Raw genomic sequence first — 16,945 nt, 5'->3', positions numbered from 1 at the left:
GGACCTCACCTGCCTCTCGTCGATACCGGGTCGGGGTCGGCGGCCGCGGCCGTGTTCTCCCGTCCACGGACCTGCCTCATGGTCTCCCGGACGCCGGCGCGCACCCGGGGCAACGTCAACATGCCGACGCAGCCGGCCAGCAGCACACCCAGTGCCACCGCCAGGCCGGGCAGGCCGCGCCCGCCCACCAGCACGCCGGCGCCGGCGGCCACGCCCACCGCGACGGCCGTGGCCGTCGCGGCACGCACCGTCGCGCCGTCGAACAGCGGCTCCCGGACCACCGAGCGGGCGAACCCGGCGGCGGTGAGGTTCTCGGTGGCGATGCCGGCGGCCCACGCCACCGCCGCTCCCGTGGCGCCGTACCGGGGGATCAGCCACAGGCCCAGCGAGACGGTCACCGTCAACCCGGCCACGGTGGCCACCAGGTGCAGGCCGCTGCGCCCACCCATCAGCAGCAGGCTCTGCACGTTGCCCACCCCGGTGTTGACGAGCATCGCCAACGCGAGCACCGTCATCGCCGGCACACCGGCGGTGAACTCCGGCCCGAACAGCTGCAGGAAGGCCAGTGCGAAGACCGCCAGCAGCAGGTACACCGGCCAGGACAGCACCAGCCCCCAGATGGTCAACTGCCGGTGCACGGCCGCCGCCGCCGCGCGTTCGCCGCGCCCGAGCAGCCGGGACAACTGCGGTGACACCGCCACCCGCAACCCCTGCATGGCGAGCTGGCCGGCCAGCACGTACCGGCCGACCGCGCCGAACACGCCGGCGTCCGTCGGCCCGGCCAGCACGGAGGTGAGCAGCACACCCACCCACATGCTGCCCGCGTCGATGGCCGCCGACGCGGCCCGGGGCAGCGCGAAGCGCCAGAACGTCGACCAGTCGGCGCGGCGCGGACGCAGCGCCGCTCCCCGGCCCAGCCCGAGTGGGCCGGCGACGAGGACGAGGCAGACCAGCAGCGCCACCGCCGCCGGCACCAACCAGCCGGTCATGCCGGCGACCAGGCCCAGGCCGGCCAGCGCGGCGGCGCCGACCAGCACCGGCCGGGCAACCGGCAGCAGCAGGAACTGCACGCCGACGTACGCCCGGATGGACCGTACGCAGCGCAGCGCCGCCAGCAGGAGGGTCATCGCGACCACCACCGGCACCGCGGCGAACGTGACGGTGAGCAGCGCGTGGCCGCTGGCGCCGGAACCCCGCAGCAACCGGGGCGCGAGCCCGTCGGCGGCCAGCACGCCGACGCCGGCGACCAGGAGCCCGGCCAGCAGCGGCGGGATCAGCGCCACCGGGAGCACCCGGGCCGCGTCCCCGCGCACGCCGAGACCGCGCCGGGGCAGCGACCACATCAGGCCGGTCTCCGCACCGAGCGTGCAGACGGCGGTGGCCACGGTGACCACCCCGATGGCCGCGAAGAACGCGCCCGCGCCGGCCGTGCCGTACGACCGGGTGATCACCACGGCCAGCACGAAGCCGAACAGGCCGCTGGCGGCCGCGCCGAGCAGCCCGGCCACTCCGCTGCGCGCGCTGCGTCGGGTCTCGGTCGAGCCCACGTCCGCGCCGACGGCCGGCACCGCCGCGCCCGCGGGCGCCGGCGTCGGGTGCTCCGGGCCGGTCGGCGGTCGGGTCGCGGCGGTCATGCCGGCACCGCCGCGGCCGGCGCGGCGGGCATCGGCCGCCCGGGCGCCCGGGGCGGCCCGGTCCACCGTTCCCGTTCGGTGAGCGCCATCGCGAAGCCGACCGCGAAGAACGCGACAGCCAGATTCTGGTTCGCCATGCCGTAGAACGGGACCTGCACCAGACAGACCACCGGCACCACCGACAGCCACTGCCCGGCCGCCGACGTGGCCCGCGCGCAGATCACCGCGGCGGCGACGAACCAGGCGAGGAAACAGACGAGCGCGGGTACGCCGTGACTGAACAGCACCATCCAGAGCTGCCCCTGGGTGCCGATCGGCGCGTCCGCCGACACGGTGTCGACGTTCACCGGTGCGCCGTAGCCCAGCCACGGGGACTCCTGCACCCGGCGGATCACCTCGGTGTAGAGCGAGAGCCGGTCGGTGTTGGTGTCGCTGGAATCGACCCGCTTGCTGATCAGTTCGGTGATCGGGATGAACAGCGTGGCCAACGCGCCGATCACCACCACCCCCACGATGGACGCGGCCACCCGGATGTTGCCGCGCAGGCTGGCCCGCACCCCGAGCACCGCCAACCCGGCGCCGAGGCTCAGGAACATCGCCCGGTTGAGAGTGAGGAACGCCGGCGCGAGCGACAGCGGCAACGACGCGAGGAGCGCCCAGCGCAGGACACCCCGCCGGCGCAGCATCGTGAAGGCCACCACGCAGGGCAGCGTCATGGCGTACGCGCTGCCGTAGTTGTTCGTGTACGCGAACGGCGCCGCCGGCCGGTAGATCGGGTTGAGCGACCGGGCGCTGTATTCGGCGGTGGTCAGGTGCACCATGTCCTGGATGAACGGGGTGCCGGCCACCCCTCCGGGCAGCAGCACCTCCATCGGGGTGGCCATGGCCAGCCGGGGCGCCAGCACCCCGAGCCAGCCCAGCGCCACCAGCGCGAACCAGAACGCGCAGAGCGGACTGAGCACCGCCACCAGGCTCGCGCGTTCCCGGGCGGCGACGTAGACGTAGACGCCGACCACAAGCGCGGTCAGGTAGAACGCCAGGCGCAGGGCGAACGTCAGCAGCGAGGCGGGCGACGGCAGTTGGGTGGCGCTGACCACCACGATGGCGAGGAACAGCAGCCAGATCCCGGCCGCCGGCGGCAGTGGCACGCGGCCCCGGGTGAGCAGCAAGGCGAACAGCAGCCCACCCAGCAGCGGCCAGCCGAGGTAGAACGCGCCGAACACCCACCAGAGCGGCACCAGGCCGAACATCAGCGACAGGGGCCACAGCGGCAGCCGGGGCGGCAGCGGCGGCGGCACCGGGGCCACGCCGGCGGGAGCGACGCCGGGCGGCGGGTCGGTCGCCGGGGCGCGGGTGACCGACACGCTCAGGCCCGGCCGTTGCGGGTGAGCACGAAGCCCAGTGGGGTGACCCCCGCGGCGCGCAGCCGCTCCACCAGGCGTCGCAGGTCGCTCTGCCGGGTGCGGTCCCGCTCCACGACCACCACCGCGCTGCCCTGCCGTGCGACGGCGACACCGCGCTCGTCGGACTCCGCGGGCGGGGCGTTGAACAGCACCAGGCCGTGGTCCGCGCCCTGTCGCCAGGTGCCGAACCGGACGCTGCCCACACCGACGCTCACCTCGTCCGGGTCGACGACCCGGCCGTTCTCGGGCCGGGCGGACGACACCCGGGGAATCGTCAGCGTCGCGTCCGCATCGGTGGACGGGCGGCCGCCGGGCGGATGCGGGGACGGCCGGCGGGGTGCCGCGGCCTCTCCGGCAGCGGCGGCCGGGGGGCTGCCGGCCGGGCGGGGCTTCGGCACCAGCGGCCGGGACGGATCGATGGGCAGTCGTCCCCGGTCGGCGAGCACCGTGGCGCGCAGCCGCTCGGCGCGTCCGCTGTCGTCGGCGACGAAGACGTCGCGGCCGTCGGCGGCGAGTGCCACCGCGAGCCCGGCGGTGAGCGCGGTGGCGTCCTCCCGGGTGCTGACAAGCGCCACCCGGGCCGGTGGACGAACCCGTTCGGCGACCGCCATCGCCACGTACCGGACGTCCGCGTCGACGGCCCGGGGGCTGCCCCGGAACGCCGGCCGGCGCACGGTGCCGAGCAGCGGCAGGCCGGTGGCGTCCCGGCCGTCGGCGACCGAGCGGACCCGCCGGTCGGCCGACTCCCAGGCGTACGCGAGCACGATGCCGATCAGCGCGCCACCGAGCAGGCCGGCGACCAGGTAGAGCGGCCGGTGCCCGGCGGAGGCGACGAGTGACTTCTCGGCGCTCTGGGTCACCCAGCCGGGGTTGACGTCGACCGCGGCGATCTCGGTACGCGCGGAGTTGAGCTGGGTGAGCTGGTTGTTGACCCCGGACAGCTCGGCGACCACCGCGTTGGCGACGGCGGGGTCCTTCGTGGTGCTGGCCCGCCTCTGCAGCACGGCCTGCTGGGCGGCGACCTTTGTGATGCTGGCGTCGTAGGAGCGCAGCATCTCGGCGCGCTGCTGCTCGTACATGGTGCGTCGCACGTCCAGGTAGGCCTGGGCGGCCAGGTTGGCGCCCTGCACCGCCCGCTGTGCCTCGCCCGCCTGGTAGCTGAAGCGCAGGATCTGCCCACCGGTGGGCACCTCGACCTCGAGCGCGCCGCGGATGTCGCGCGGGTGTCCGCCGGCCGCGTCGGCGAGCCGTCGCACCACCTCGGTGCCGGTGGCGATGCCGCTCTCCACGTTCATGTTGACCGCCCGGTCGGCGCCCGCGCCGCTGGGGGTGAACGCGTCGGTCACCACCGGCCGGACCGCCACCACGGCGTTCGCGGTGAGCGTCGACGGGACCAGCAGCACGTAGCCGAGCGCGGCGAGCAGACCGACCAGGGCCGCCGCGCCGACCAGCCGCATCCGGTGCATCGGCACCCGCAGCAGGTCGGTGAGTGTCACCGCGCCGGGGGTCGCGGCGGACGGGCCGTCCGTGGTCCAGGAACCGGATGTCGCATCAGTCATGGAACTTCTTCACCGTCTGTTGAGGATTGCCGACGACCACGACGCCGGGTGGGACGTCCGTGCGGACCACGGTCGCCGCGCCCACGACGCTGTCCTGACCGACCCGGACGCCCTTCAACACCAGGGCGTGTGCGCCGACCCACACGTTGTCCTCGAGGACGATCGGGGCACGGGTGGCCGGGCTGGGCGGGGCGTGCCGCTGCGCGGGCGGCAGGTTGTGGAAGTCGTTGTCGAGCAGTTCACAGTCCGACAGGAGGCACCGGTCCCCCACGGTGACCGACGTCCAGGTGCCGATCCAGGTGGCGTTGAGCAGACAGTCGGCGCCGACGCGGACCTCACCGGGGCCCGCGAAGCGGACCAGCTTGTTGATCCGGGTGCGGTCGCCGATGGTCACCCGCACGCCGCGGCGCAGCCGGATCCGACCACGGATCTCCACGTCCCGGCCGAGCGTCAGGCGCCGGTAGCGGAGCCGGTACCACAGGCGTTTGACCGCGAAGATCAGACGCACCGCGCGTCTCTTATGGATGCCAGCGGCGCCGAGCAACGATCCTCCCCCACGTCACGGGGCCGGTGGCGGTGTGCCCGCCACCGACCCAACGTGAACAATCTACCGACGCCCCGTTACGAACGGTTGACCATTACTGGACGGAGAAGAACGTCGACGGGGTGGACCAGGACAACTCGGGCGTCGCGGCGCTGATGAGCGTCGCCGTGGTGCCATCGACCGCCATGCTCGCCGCGAACGTCGGGTCGAACGGCGCGCTGCGCAGGGCGCCGTCGGTGCCACCGTAGACGATCCGACCGCCCACCCAGGCCATGCCACGCACCGCGGACCAGGTCACACCCGTCGTCGGCAGGCTGAACTCGGTGGCGCCGAGGTAGTTGCCGTCGATCTCGAAGTAGCGGTAGTAGAGGTTGTTGGCCCCGGTACGGGTGTAGTAGAGCCGGCCGTCGAGGAAGAAGGCGCCGGTCAACAGCGCCGGGTTGTACCAGTCGTTGTAGCCGGACGCCTCCCACGACGAGCCGATCGCGCCGCCGTTGAACAGCGAGACGTCGATCCGGCTGCCGGTGGGCGTGCCGGCCACCGTGTGCGACCAGTAGATCCGGTCGTTCACCCGCCACGTCGCGCCGGCATCCGTGTAGGCGGGCTGGCTGACAGTGGCCGCGGTGCCCAGCGCGGTGCCGTCGAACGGCACCTTCGCCACCGTGCCCGCGCCGGTGTTCAGGTAGAGGTTGCCGGTGGTGGCCGAGGGCGGGTTCATCGGGGCGAAGGTACGCCCGCCGGCCAGCGGGAACATGCCGAGCCGGCCGTGGTACTCCTCGCCCATCCCGTCGGAGTTGTGCCCGAAGTAGAGGCCGTCCGAGCCGCGCCAGAGCACCGGCACCGCCGAGCCCCAACTGCTGGTGCCCGCGGGCATCGAGGCGCTGCCGCTGCGACGTGGATTCCAGTTCACCGGCATCCCGGTGGCCGGGGTGACGGCGGCGATGCCGAGCCGGTCGACAGCGCCCGGACCGGCGGTGTCGCTGGCGTTGGGGTTGTTCATCCAGCGGAAGTGTCCGCCCAGATAGATCACGTTGTCCGCCACCTCGACCGAGGTGATGGTGTCGTTGCCGGTGAAGTCGGCCCAGGTGGCGACCAGGCCGCTGCCGCGCGCGGCGGTCTCGAAGCGGACCAGGACGTCGCAGTACGCGGTCGGCCAGCCGCCGCCACCGTTGCTGCCGACGACGAAATAGGTGCCGTCCTCGCCGAACTTCACGTCCTGCACGTAGTGCACGAATGTCGTCGGCGACGCGCAGGGCGAGGCGTACTTGTCGGTGCTCCAGTCGAGCAGCGTGGGCGTCGCGGAGACGTCCACGAGGGCGATCTGGTTGCGTGCCAGCCCGTTGACGAGCGTGAAGTTGCCGCCGACGACGAGCGTGTTGCCGTCCGGCGCGACGTCGAGGGTCCAGACGTACGACGTGGTGGCGTGCCGTCCCACGGTGGCGTCGATGACGAAGCTCGGGTCGATCGCGCCGGTGGTCGCGTTGAGCCGGCCGATACCGGCGTGTGCGGTGCCGTTGAGCCAGTTGAACGCGCCGGCCACGTACAGCCAGTTGCCGTGCAGCGCCAGATCACGGATCGCGCCGCCGTCGGAGCGCCCGACCCAGCTGTCGACGATCGCGCCGGTGGCCGGGTCGAGTGCGACCAGGTTCTTCCGGGAGACCCCGTTGACGTTCTTGAAGGTGCCGCCGGCGATAAGCGTGCCGCCGGGACCGGCGACAAGCGTGTTGACCGCGCCGTCGAGCACCGGCAGGAAGGTGGTGGACATGGTGCCGGTGAGCCGGTCGTACGCGAAGAGGTACCGCTGGGTGACCCACGCGGAGCCCGCGGTCTGCCGGAGTTGGGTGAAGCTGCCGCCGACGAAGACCGTGTTGCCCACCTGCGCGAAGGCTCGGGTCTCACCGTCTCGGGCATGTGGCGTCACGTCGGCGGGATTGGCCGACACCAGGGTCGCCGTCTCCGGGACCGGCACCACCGCGGCCGACGCGGTGGTGGGGACGCCGAGAACCGTGGCGACGATCGCCGACGCGACCATCCCCGCCGTGATCCGACGTCGTCCCGCGAAACGCCACAAGTGCGAGAGTCTAGGCACGCTGCGCCTCCAAGGTGGATGAGAACCCGGGGTAGCGTGCCTCGTCCAGCTTGGTCAGCGAAATCCGCCGATTGGGCGGTGCATGAATCTGCTAGCCGACAGAACGCCGGACGGTCGGATGTCCGACCTCCGGTGCGCGGCGTCCTGTCAGTGGTCAGAAACGGTCGTCAGCGGCTCCCCCCGGTGGGCTGGCGCAGGTACGGATCCTGCCCGGCCTTCGTGAAGCCGGCCACGGCCGAGGCGTCGTGGTTCATCGTCATGTCGCAGGTCGCCGTGCGGCTCGTCATGCCCGGCGAGTTGAAGTAGATGGCGGCCTTGATCTTCGGGTGCGCCTTCAGCGCGGCCGGGAAGTCCTGGAACCAGCGCTGCTTGGCGCCCAGGTCGGCGGAGTTGAAGTTGGTGCCGAACTCGGCGAGCATCCGGGGCTTGCCGGCGCCGATGCCGTTGGCGTCCAACCAGTCGTAGAAACCGCCGATTGTCGTGCTCGGGCTCTTCCACACCGTGCTGCCGTTGCAGACGTGGAAGTTGTACGGGTCGTAGGCCACCCAGTCGACGTAGCGGTCACCGGGGTAGAGGCCGGCGTACCGGGAGTAGTGCCCCGACCAGCCCATCATCGTCCAGACCCAGACCGCGTTCGTCGCGCCGGCCTTGGCGAACCTGTCGTAGACGTAGCGCCAGGCGCGGACGAAGTCGGCGTCGTCGCCCTTGGCCGGCTCGTCCTCCGGCTCGTGGTCGAAGCCCATGAACACCGGCACGCCAGCCGCGCGGATGCGGCCCGCGACCGCGTCGATCGTCGCGTCCTGCCGGCCACTGTAGATCTCCGACCACTTCATCGTGGTGCCGGCGGAGAAGTCACGGGACTCCCAGGCGAAGAACATCAACCGGCCCTCGCGCATCTGCTGCGTCTCGTAGGCGTCCGGGAAGGCGCCGTTGCTGCCGGCGTTGGAGAAGTCGTGGTAGCGGTGCACGATGTCGAACTTGCGCCCGACCTGCGCCTCCACGGTGGTGACGGCCTTGCCGTGGTCCCAGCCGCCGGATGCCCCCGCCGGTGCGTACATGCCCCACCAGGCGCCACAGGACGGGACGAGCTTGTTCGACACCGACCCACACCGGCCGTCCGGGAGGGTGCCGCTCGGACTCGGTGTCGCGGTCCGGCTCGGCGCGATGGTGGCCGACGGCTTCGGCGCGGCGGTGGTCGGCGCGGCGCTCGGCGGCGGCGCGGGCCGGGTGGTCGTCACCGGCGACGGCTTGGTGCCGATGTCGTAGCTGATCACCAGGCGGGGACGCAGGTCCGCGTTGCGGTTCTCCACCGACGCCCAGTAGACCCGGCTCTCCAGCCCGGACTGGGCCAGCCCGACAGTCCAGATGCCGTTGCCGGTGACCAGCTTGGAGACGTCCCACTCGTTGAAGCCCTTGGACACGCCTGTCACGCTGTCCAACGCGGGACCGGCCGGCGCCGGGGCCGGCCGCGCCTCACGGGCGCTCAGCGGCGTGGCGTGCGCCGTCACCGTGGCGGGGAACTGCTGCCAGGCGTGCATCCGCAGCGTCGCCCGGACGTTCACCGCGGCGGCCGGCACGGTCGTCACCGCGAACTCGACGATCGCCTCGCGGCCACCGCGCGGATTGCCGTCGCACCGGGTCGAGCAGGTGGCCAGCGTCGACTTCGCCGCGTTGTCGCCGTCCTGCGAGACAACTGTCGCGGTGGTGTCGGCCGCCGCCCGGATCGACAGGTCGTCGTCGGCCAACAGCGGCATCATGGTCGCCACGATGCCGGCCACCACGGATCCGCCGACCACGCCGATGGCGATCGCCTTGCGCCGGGGTGCGGAGCGGAACCGGGTGATGCGGTGCAGTCCGTGCCTGGTCAAGGAGACTCCCTGTGTCTGCGTCCGTAACGGTGAGCAGCGTATCCATGACCAGGGCACATCGCGGGAAGGACAGTTTCCCGTAAGCGCGTCTTAACCGTCAGCTAAAGAAGACTGCCCCTGGTCGCCTGTCGCACCGCTTCCCGCATTGCCAACACCGGCGCGGCCACGCCGGTGAACTGCTCGAACTGCCCGACCGCCTGGGCCAGCAAAAGGTCCAGACCGGACACGACCTGCCGGCCGGCCGCGACGGCGGAGGCGGCCAGTGGCGTGGGCCACGGGTCGTAGAGCGCGTCGAAGAACACCGCTCCCGGCCGCCAGTCCACCGCGTCCGCCAGGGGGTCGGCGGCTCCCTTCGGCACCGTGGAGACGGTTAGATCGGCGGCGGCGAGGTGCTGGTGCGCGGCGGCCCAGTCGGCGGGGATCAGCACGACACCGAGTGCGTCCGCCACCGGCCGTAACTCGTCCACCGCCGCCGCACGACGGGCCACCACCGTGACCGAGGAGCAGGCCAACCGCGCGGCGGCGGCCAGCGCGGCGCGGGCCGTGCCACCGGCGCCGAGCACCGTCACGGCGGCGCCGGCGCCCACCCCGGCGTCGGTGAGCACCCGCACCATGCCGGCGACGTCGGTGTTGTCCGCGTACCAGGCGCCGTCGGGACGGCGTACCAACGTGTTCGCCGCGCCGACGGCGACGGCGACCGGCGAGGCGGCGTCGGCCACGGCGAGCGCCGCCTCCTTGCCCGGCATGGTCACCGACAGACCGGCCCACTCCGGCCCCAGGCCGGCGACCAGATCCGGCAGCTCCGCGGCCGCGCACTCGATCCGGGTGTACGACCACCCGGTCAGGCCGGCCGCCGCGTAACCGGCGTTGTGGATCACCGGGGAGAGGGAGTGCGCGATCGGCTTGCCGAGCACCGCGGCCCTACGGGTCGACACGAGCACCGCCGGTTGTCGTCACTGCCCTGCCCCCCGTGTGTGTCGGATCGGATGCCGTCAGTCGATGATGCCGGCCGCCCGGGCCTTGTCCTTGTTGCGTTCGTGCTGCTCGGGAGTCTCGGCGAAGTCGGAGTGCCCCTGCTTGTCGACCGCCACGAAGAAGAGCCACTTGCCCGTCGGCGGGTCCATCGCCCCCTCCAGGGCCAGCTTGCCGGGGTTGTTGATCGGGGTCGGGATCATGCCCCGCAGCTTGCGGTTGTACGGGTTCTTCGGGTCGTCCATCTCGGCCGCCGTCATCTGCTTGGACGACTTGGTCGGCTTGCCGATCGACTCCAGGTAGTAGTTGACCGTGACGTCCATCTCCAGGCAGTTGCAGAAGAACTCGCCGTACACCCGGTTGTAGGCCACCCGGGCGACCTTGCCCAGGTCGTCGGCGTTGCCGGCCTCGGCCTGGGCCAGCGAGGCCACGATCAGCGCCTCGTACGGGCTGACCTTGCGCTTCTCCTGCACCGTGTCGGCGAACTGCATCCCCCCGGTCACCGAGAGGAAGCGGTTCACCATCAGCTTGAGGATGCTCTGCGCGGTGGACTTCGGCGGGATCTCGTAGGTGTCCGGAAAGAGGAAGCCCTCGACGGATTTGACGACCTTCTTGCCGTCGTCACGTTTGAACCACCAGTCCGGAACGCCGAGCGCTTCCGGGTCCTTCGCGGCGGTCTGGAAGTCCTTCACCGGGATCTTGGTCTTCTCGGAGAGCAGCTTGTAGATGTTCAGGCTGGTGCGACCCTCGGGGATCGTCAACCCGTTGACGATCTTGTTCTTCAGGTCGAGCATCGCGGTGACCGCGTTCTGGCCACTCATCTGCTTGCGCAACTTGTACGTGCCCGGCTGGATGTTCTTGCTGCGCGAGTTGGCCTCGGCCGCCTCGATGAACGCCTTCTGGCTCTTCACCACGTCGGCCGTGACGAGGGCGTCGGCCATGTCGGCAATCAGCGCACCGTTCTTGATGTCGACGGTGACCTCACCGGACCCAGCGCCGTCGTAGTCGGGGGTGACGAAGTAGCTCTGAATGCGGTCGAAGCCGTAGAACGCGCCGCCACCGATCGCGCCCAACAGGACCAGGGCCATCAGCAGAGCCAGGAACGTCTTGCCCCGGCCGCCGCCGGACCCGCCGTTGCGCTTGCGGAAGCTGCGCCGGTGTCGGCCCTTCTCCCCCCGCTCCGCCTCGTCGAACCCCAGGTCCAGATCGTCGATCATTACGTCCGCCTCCGCTGCGCGTCCAGCCAGCTCTGCAGGATCTCCACTGCGGCCGCCTGATCGACAACCGCACGTTGACGTTTACCTCGGACGCCACGCTCGGCAAGCCTACGAGAGGCGACCACCGTCGACATCCTCTCGTCGGTGAGCGTTACCGGGACGGGCGCTATCACATCGACCAGTCGGTCAGCGTACGCCTTCACGTGGACAGCCGCCGGGCCATGCTTGCCGGCGAGATTGACCGGAAGGCCGACGACAACCCCGACGGCCTCGTGCTCGGCCACCAACGCGGCCAGCTCGGCGAGATCGCTCGGCACCGCGTCCGGCGCCGCCGTGAGGTCCCGAGCGAGGGTGACCAGCGGCGTAGCCAGGATCCCGTCCGGGTCCGAGCGGGAGACGCCCACCCGCACCTGACCGACATCCACCCCGATCCGCACACCACGCGTCGACTCAACCACCGATGGTCACCACCGGTCGGGCGCAAACCAGGGCGGACCAACCGGCCCGCCCTGGCTGAGAGTGATGGGTCGTCACGCCTCGGTGATCGCCTTCTCGACGGTGAGCAGCAGGTTCGGCGCCTCGGCCGCGGGCAGACCGCCGCCCTGGGCCAGGTCGGGGCTGCCCCCGCCGCGCCCGGAGAACGCCGCCTTCACCAGCTCCGACGCGGCCAGACCCCGGCTGCGCGCGGCCGCGTTGACCGCCACCACCAGGGACGCCTTGCCGTTCGACCGGGCCGCCACCGCGACCACCGCCGGCCGCGCCGCGTCGATCTTGCCCCGAATCTCCTGGGCCAGGGTCCGCACGTCGTTGCCGGCCGCGCCCTCCGGCGCCTCGGTGCCCACGTACGCGACGCCGCGCACATCCTTGGCCTGCGCCGCGAGCGCCGACGCACCGCCCAGCACCAGCTGGGCGCGCAGCTTCTCCAGCTCCTTCTCCGCGTCCCGAAGCTGGGTGACGGTCTGCTCCACCCGGTCCGCGACCTGATCGTTGGGCACCCGGTACAGCTCGGCCAGCCGGGAGACCAGCAGGTGCTCCTTGGCCAGGAAGCCGAAGGCGTCCATGCCGACGAGCGCCTCGACCCGGCGCACGCCGGATCCGATCGACGACTCGGAGAGGATCTTCACGAGGCCGAGCTGGGCCGACCGCGCCACGTGCGTGCCACCGCACAGCTCCCGGGCGTAGTCGCCCACCTCGACGACCCGCACCTCCTCGCCGTACTTCTCGCCGAAGAGCGCCATCGCGCCGATCCGCCGCGCCTCGTCCAGCGAGGTGATGAAGGCGTGCACCTCCAGGTCGGCCAGCAGCACCTCGTTGACCTGCTGCTCCACGTCCCGCAGGACGCTCGGCGACACCCCGGTCGGCGTGTTGAAGTCGAACCGGAGCCGGCCCGGCGCGTTCAGCGAACCCGCCTGCGTGGCCGACTCACCGAGGAAGTTCCGCATGGTCTGGTGCACGAGGTGGGTAGCGGTGTGCGACCGGGAGATCGCCCGCCGCCGGGTCGTGTCGATCTCGGCGTAGCCCGCCTCACCGGCGCGCACCTCACCCCGGATCACCCGGGCCCGGTGCACGATCAGACCGGGCACCGGCTGCTGCACGTCGAGGACCTCGACCTGCCCGCCACCCACCGTGATCATGCCCTGGTCGGGCTGCTGGCCACCGCCCTCGGCGTAGAACGGGGTCGTGTCGAGCACCAACTCGATGGTGTCGCCCTCGGTCGCCGCCTGCCGCGGGCCGTCGGCGCCGAGCAGCGCCCGCACCGTCGACTCGCGGGCCACCTCGCTGTACCCGGTGAACGTCACCGGGCCACCCGAGTCAAGCACCGACCGGTACGCCGACAGGTCGGTGTGACCGGTCTTGCGGGCCTGCGCGTCCGCCTTCGCCCGGGTCCGCTGGTCGGCCATCAGCCGGCGGAAGCCCTCGTCGTCGACCGTGAGGCCCTGCTCCGCGGCGATCTCCAGGGTCAGGTCGATCGGGAAGCCGTACGTGTCGTGCAGCTGGAACGCCTTCGCCCCGGACAGCGCGGAGCCACCCGCGGTGCGGGTCTCGGCGATCGCGGTGTCCAGGATCGTGGTGCCGGCACGCAGGGTGGACAGGAACGCCTCCTCCTCCGCGTACGCGTAGTCCGCGATCCGATCGAAGTCGGTCGCCAGCTCCGGGTACGACGGGGCCATGCAGTCCCGCGCCACCGGCAGCAACTCGGGCAGCGCCCGGTCCTGCCAACCGAGCAGCCGGATCGACCGGATCGCCCGGCGCATGATCCGGCGCAGCACGTAGCCGCGCCCCTCGTTGCTCGGCGTCACGCCGTCGCCGATCAACATCAGCGCCGTCCGGACATGGTCGGCGATCACCCGCAGCCGCACGTCGTCCGGGTGCGACTCACTCGCCACGTGGCCGGAGTGCGCGCCGTAGCGCTTACCGGTCAGCTCGGCCGCCCGCGCCAGGATCGGCCGCACCTCGTCGATCTCGTACAGGTTGTCGACGCCCTGCAGGATCGAGGCCATCCGCTCCAGGCCCATGCCGGTGTCGATGTTCTTCGCCGGCAGGTCACCCAGGATCGGGTAGTCGTCCTTCGTCGTGCCCGGACCCCGCTCGAACTGCATGAAGACGAGGTTCCAGAACTCCATGTAGCGGTCCTCGTCGACCGCCGGGCCGCCCTCGCGGCCGTACTCCGGGCCCCGGTCGTAGAACAGCTCGGAGCACGGACCGCACGGCCCGGGGATGCCCATCGACCAGAAGTTGTCCGCCTTGCCCCGGCGGACGATCCGGTCGGCCGGCACCCCCACCGACCGCCAGATCTCGTACGCCTCGTCGTCGTCGAGGTAGACAGTCGGCCAGACGCGTTCCGGGTCCAGCCCGTAGCCGCCGTCGGCCTGCGACTTGGTGACCAGGTCCCAGGCGAGCGGGATCGCGCCCGCCTTGAAGTAGTCACCGAAGGAGAAGTTGCCGTTCATCTGGAAGAACGTGCCGTGCCGGCTGGTCTTGCCGACCTCCTCGATGTCCGGCGTGCGGATGCACTTCTGCACGCTTACCGCCCGCTGGTACGCGGGCGTCTGCTGACCGAGGAAGTACGGCACGAACTGCACCATGCCGGCGTTGACGAACAGCAGGTTCGGGTCGCTGATGGCGGGCAGCGGAGCGGACGGCACCACGGTGTGGCCATTCGCCGCGAAATGGGCGAGATACCGCCGCTTGATCTCCGCCGTCTTCATCGCTGGTGTTCCTCCGGAAAGATGTCTCGATCGCCGATCCGCGGGTCTTCCCGCAGGTCGGCGAATTGATCGTCGAACGCCTCGCCCTGGGCGAACGCCTGGTGGATCTCCTGCTCGCGCTCGGCCATCCCGACCCGCACGTCCTCCACGAAGCTACGCAACGACTCGACGAGCCCGCCAGCGGATTCCGTCAGTGAGCTGGCGATGCCGGCCGGCGTGTACGCCTGCGCGGTCCGGGTCGCCCGGCGGACCACGATCACCCCGACGGCGACCCCGATACCGAGCCAGAACAAGCGCCTCATGTCTCGCTACCTCCTGGTGCGCCGGGCCGGTCAGCTGTTGCCGCGCCGCGCGGCCCGTCGCTGCTGCTTGATGGTGTCGCGTACCTCGCGCTCGGTCTCGGCGTGCCGGCGCCCGGCGGCGGCCTTGCGCACGCCGTAACCGAACGCGGCCACCTTGACCAGCGGGTTCGCGGCCGCGGCGGAGACCACGGTGGCCAGGTTGGCGACGTTGGCGGTGACGTTCTGCGCGTGGCTGGTCATGGTGTCGACCTTCGCCAACTGGAGGTTCACACCGTCGAGCGAGGTCTGCACCTGCTCCAGGGCGGTGTTGACGTTCTTCACCGTGGTGTTCACGTCACCGAGCAGCGGTCCGGTCCGATCGTTGAGGTCGTTGATCATCCGGGTGGTGGCGTCCACCGTGTGCCGCAGCCGCAGGATGGGCAGCGTCAGGATGAGCACCAGCACCGCGAACGCGCTTGCCGCGATCAGCGCCGCGATCGCCAAAATGTCGCCCACGCCTGTCCTCCTCAAGCAGAGTTCCGCAGGACCCGACGTCCCCGGAACGCACAACCGTGGCACCCGTGGCGGCCGCCACGCCGTCGGCGGTCACCCGTGGCGGGCGAGCCCGCCAGCCCCAGACCCTACCGTCCGTGATGGAGGCCGCCTCACGACGGTGAGGGTGTCAGCTCACCCAGCGGATCCCCGCTGACCGTCGGGAACGGGTCCTCGCCGGTCAGTGACGGGTCGGTGGTCGGCTGCGGCCGGGTCCGCTCGTCGTCGATCGCGTTGCGTACCTTCACCGACACCAACGAGCCGGTGCACTCCGTCGCAGCGGCCGACGGGTCGCCAGAGGGCACGACGGCCGGCTCACCGTCGACCGGCGGCGGCACGCAGGTCGGCTCGCGGACCCACAGGTCGAGGGTCAACTCGTCCCGGCGCCAGCAGGTGTAGCTGCCCTTCGTCTTCTGCTCCGGGCAGCGGCTCACCTTCCACGGCTGCCATCCGTCCTGGCGCAGCGCGTCCTCGTAGACCCGCGCGGTGTCCGTCGGCGGCTTATCCGAGGTCACGGTGCGCTCCCGCAGCCGGCAGTCGAGCAGGCACCAGCGGCTGCCGCTGACGTCGTCGACGGTCTTGGCGGCGGCCCAGCCCGGCACGTCGAGCTGATCCAGGTTGTCGAAGACCGGGTCCCGGCTCAGCGTCCGGACGCCGAAGAAGAGCGGCACCGCACCGAGCAGCACGACGCTGACCAGCACCAGCACCGCCGCGCGGAGACGACGGCGTTCCCGCAACCGCCGGCGCAACTCGGAGCGGGCGCCCGGCGCGGCATCGTCGTCGGTGGTGTCCGGACCGGCCGCGCGCAGCGCGGGCCCGTCGGCGGGGTCGGCTGCCGGCCGGTCCACCGGGCCGGCCGGGACCGGCACGGCGGCGGCGGCACGGGCCACCCCGACGGGCTCGCCGGAGCGGCCGGGTGGTGGCACCGGGGCGACACCGCTCGGGTCGGCGCGGCCAGGATCCCGGTGCGGCGGCAGGGCACGACCCGCGGCACGATCGGTCGGCACGGCTCGGCCGACCGGGGCGCCCCCACGCGCCGGGGATCCGGGACCGGAACCCGGGTCACCGTGCGCCCGATCGTCGGTGAGCGGCGGTTGCGCACCGCCGGGCGGGCGAACGGCGGCCCGCGCCGGACCATCCGGGCGCGTACGCGGTGGGCCGTCCACAGCCGGTGCGGCGGCGGCCCGAACCGGACCGTCCCCACCGGGCGCGACGGCGGCCCGAGCCGGACCGTCCGGGCGGGCGACGTCGCGGGGGGCCGTCTCGGTGCCCGGGGCGGGGCGGGGCGGGGCGTCGGCGCCTCGGCGCCCCGCGCCCGGGACCGGCGCACCACCCGCGGCCGCCGCGCCACCCGGGACGGGTCGCGCCCGGCCGGGCGGGGCGGAGCGGGCGGCGCCGCGCGTCGGTGCGGCCGGACCGGCGCCGGGCGCCTGCCGTCCACCGGCGTAGGGGTCGTCTGCCGGTCCGGGTCGCCCCGGGCCGTCCGTGCCCGGCTCGACGGGCGGCCGGCGTCGTCGGCCGCTCGGATCCGGCGTGGGGTCCGCGCCCGGGCCGGGCGCGCCCACCGGGCGGGCCCGCCCGCCGGAGGGGTCCGGAACGGGCGCCGCGGCGCCCCGC

Annotated in this window: 13 protein-coding genes; all 13 read right to left on the bottom strand. The window is 72.4% G+C overall.

The features are described from left to right. Positions 1-5: 5 nt before the first annotated feature. Positions 6-1,634 carry a lipopolysaccharide biosynthesis protein gene (locus tag ACGFH8_RS16825; RefSeq protein ID WP_393367836.1) on the bottom strand — a complete coding sequence of 543 codons (1,629 nt, stop codon included), beginning with the start codon at positions 1,632-1,634 and terminating at the stop codon, positions 6-8. Further along, positions 1,631-2,941, bottom strand: coding sequence for an O-antigen ligase family protein (locus ACGFH8_RS16820; protein ID WP_393367991.1), 1,311 nt, complete (start codon positions 2,939-2,941; stop codon positions 1,631-1,633). Before ACGFH8_RS16820 ends, ACGFH8_RS16825 begins: the two co-directional genes overlap by 4 nt. Before the next feature lie 59 nt (positions 2,942-3,000). Beyond that, on the bottom strand, positions 3,001-4,596 hold the full coding sequence (locus tag ACGFH8_RS16815) for a lipopolysaccharide biosynthesis protein (protein ID WP_393367834.1): 1,596 nt from the start codon (positions 4,594-4,596) through the stop codon (positions 3,001-3,003). After that, positions 4,589-5,095, bottom strand: a complete 507-nt coding sequence (locus ACGFH8_RS16810; protein WP_393367989.1) for an acyltransferase — start codon at positions 5,093-5,095, stop codon at positions 4,589-4,591. The genes ACGFH8_RS16815 and ACGFH8_RS16810 overlap by 8 nt, the downstream gene beginning before the upstream one ends. Positions 5,096-5,234: 139 nt before the next feature. Then, complete coding sequence (locus ACGFH8_RS16805; protein ID WP_393367987.1) at positions 5,235-7,172, bottom strand: hypothetical protein; 1,938 nt, start codon at positions 7,170-7,172, stop codon at positions 5,235-5,237. A gap of 224 nt (positions 7,173-7,396) precedes the next feature. Then, positions 7,397-9,097, bottom strand: coding sequence for a glycoside hydrolase family 26 protein (locus ACGFH8_RS16800; RefSeq protein ID WP_393367833.1), 1,701 nt, complete (start codon positions 9,095-9,097; stop codon positions 7,397-7,399). Between the two features lie 101 nt (positions 9,098-9,198). After that, positions 9,199-10,011, bottom strand: coding sequence for a shikimate dehydrogenase (locus ACGFH8_RS16795; protein ID WP_393367985.1), 813 nt, complete (start codon positions 10,009-10,011; stop codon positions 9,199-9,201). Between the two features lie 78 nt (positions 10,012-10,089). After that, positions 10,090-11,286 carry an endolytic transglycosylase MltG gene (gene mltG / locus ACGFH8_RS16790; RefSeq protein ID WP_393367831.1) on the bottom strand — a complete coding sequence of 399 codons (1,197 nt, stop codon included), beginning with the start codon at positions 11,284-11,286 and terminating at the stop codon, positions 10,090-10,092. Continuing rightward, positions 11,286-11,744, bottom strand: coding sequence for a Holliday junction resolvase RuvX (gene ruvX / locus ACGFH8_RS16785; RefSeq protein ID WP_393367830.1), 459 nt, complete (start codon positions 11,742-11,744; stop codon positions 11,286-11,288). Before ruvX ends, mltG begins: the two co-directional genes overlap by 1 nt. Before the next feature lie 72 nt (positions 11,745-11,816). Beyond that, positions 11,817-14,495 (bottom strand): alanine--tRNA ligase, encoded by a 2,679-nt coding sequence (alaS, locus tag ACGFH8_RS16780; protein ID WP_393367829.1) that lies wholly within the window; start codon positions 14,493-14,495, stop codon positions 11,817-11,819. Then, positions 14,492-14,797: a hypothetical protein gene (locus ACGFH8_RS16775; protein WP_393367827.1), complete on the bottom strand. Its 306-nt coding sequence runs from the start codon at positions 14,795-14,797 to the stop codon at positions 14,492-14,494. The genes alaS and ACGFH8_RS16775 overlap by 4 nt, the downstream gene beginning before the upstream one ends. 30 nt (positions 14,798-14,827) lie before the next feature. Next, positions 14,828-15,292 (bottom strand): DUF948 domain-containing protein, encoded by a 465-nt coding sequence (locus ACGFH8_RS16770; protein ID WP_357254791.1) that lies wholly within the window; start codon positions 15,290-15,292, stop codon positions 14,828-14,830. A gap of 149 nt (positions 15,293-15,441) precedes the next feature. After that, complete coding sequence (locus ACGFH8_RS16765) at positions 15,442-16,137, bottom strand: hypothetical protein (protein WP_393367983.1); 696 nt, start codon at positions 16,135-16,137, stop codon at positions 15,442-15,444. Positions 16,138-16,945 lie beyond the last annotated feature (808 nt).

Origin of the sequence: Micromonospora sp. NPDC049175 (genome assembly GCF_043197345.1) — a bacterium.
Taxonomy (GTDB): Bacteria; Actinomycetota; Actinomycetes; order Mycobacteriales; family Micromonosporaceae; genus Micromonospora.
This window is presented reverse-complemented; position numbering and strand designations above follow the sequence as displayed.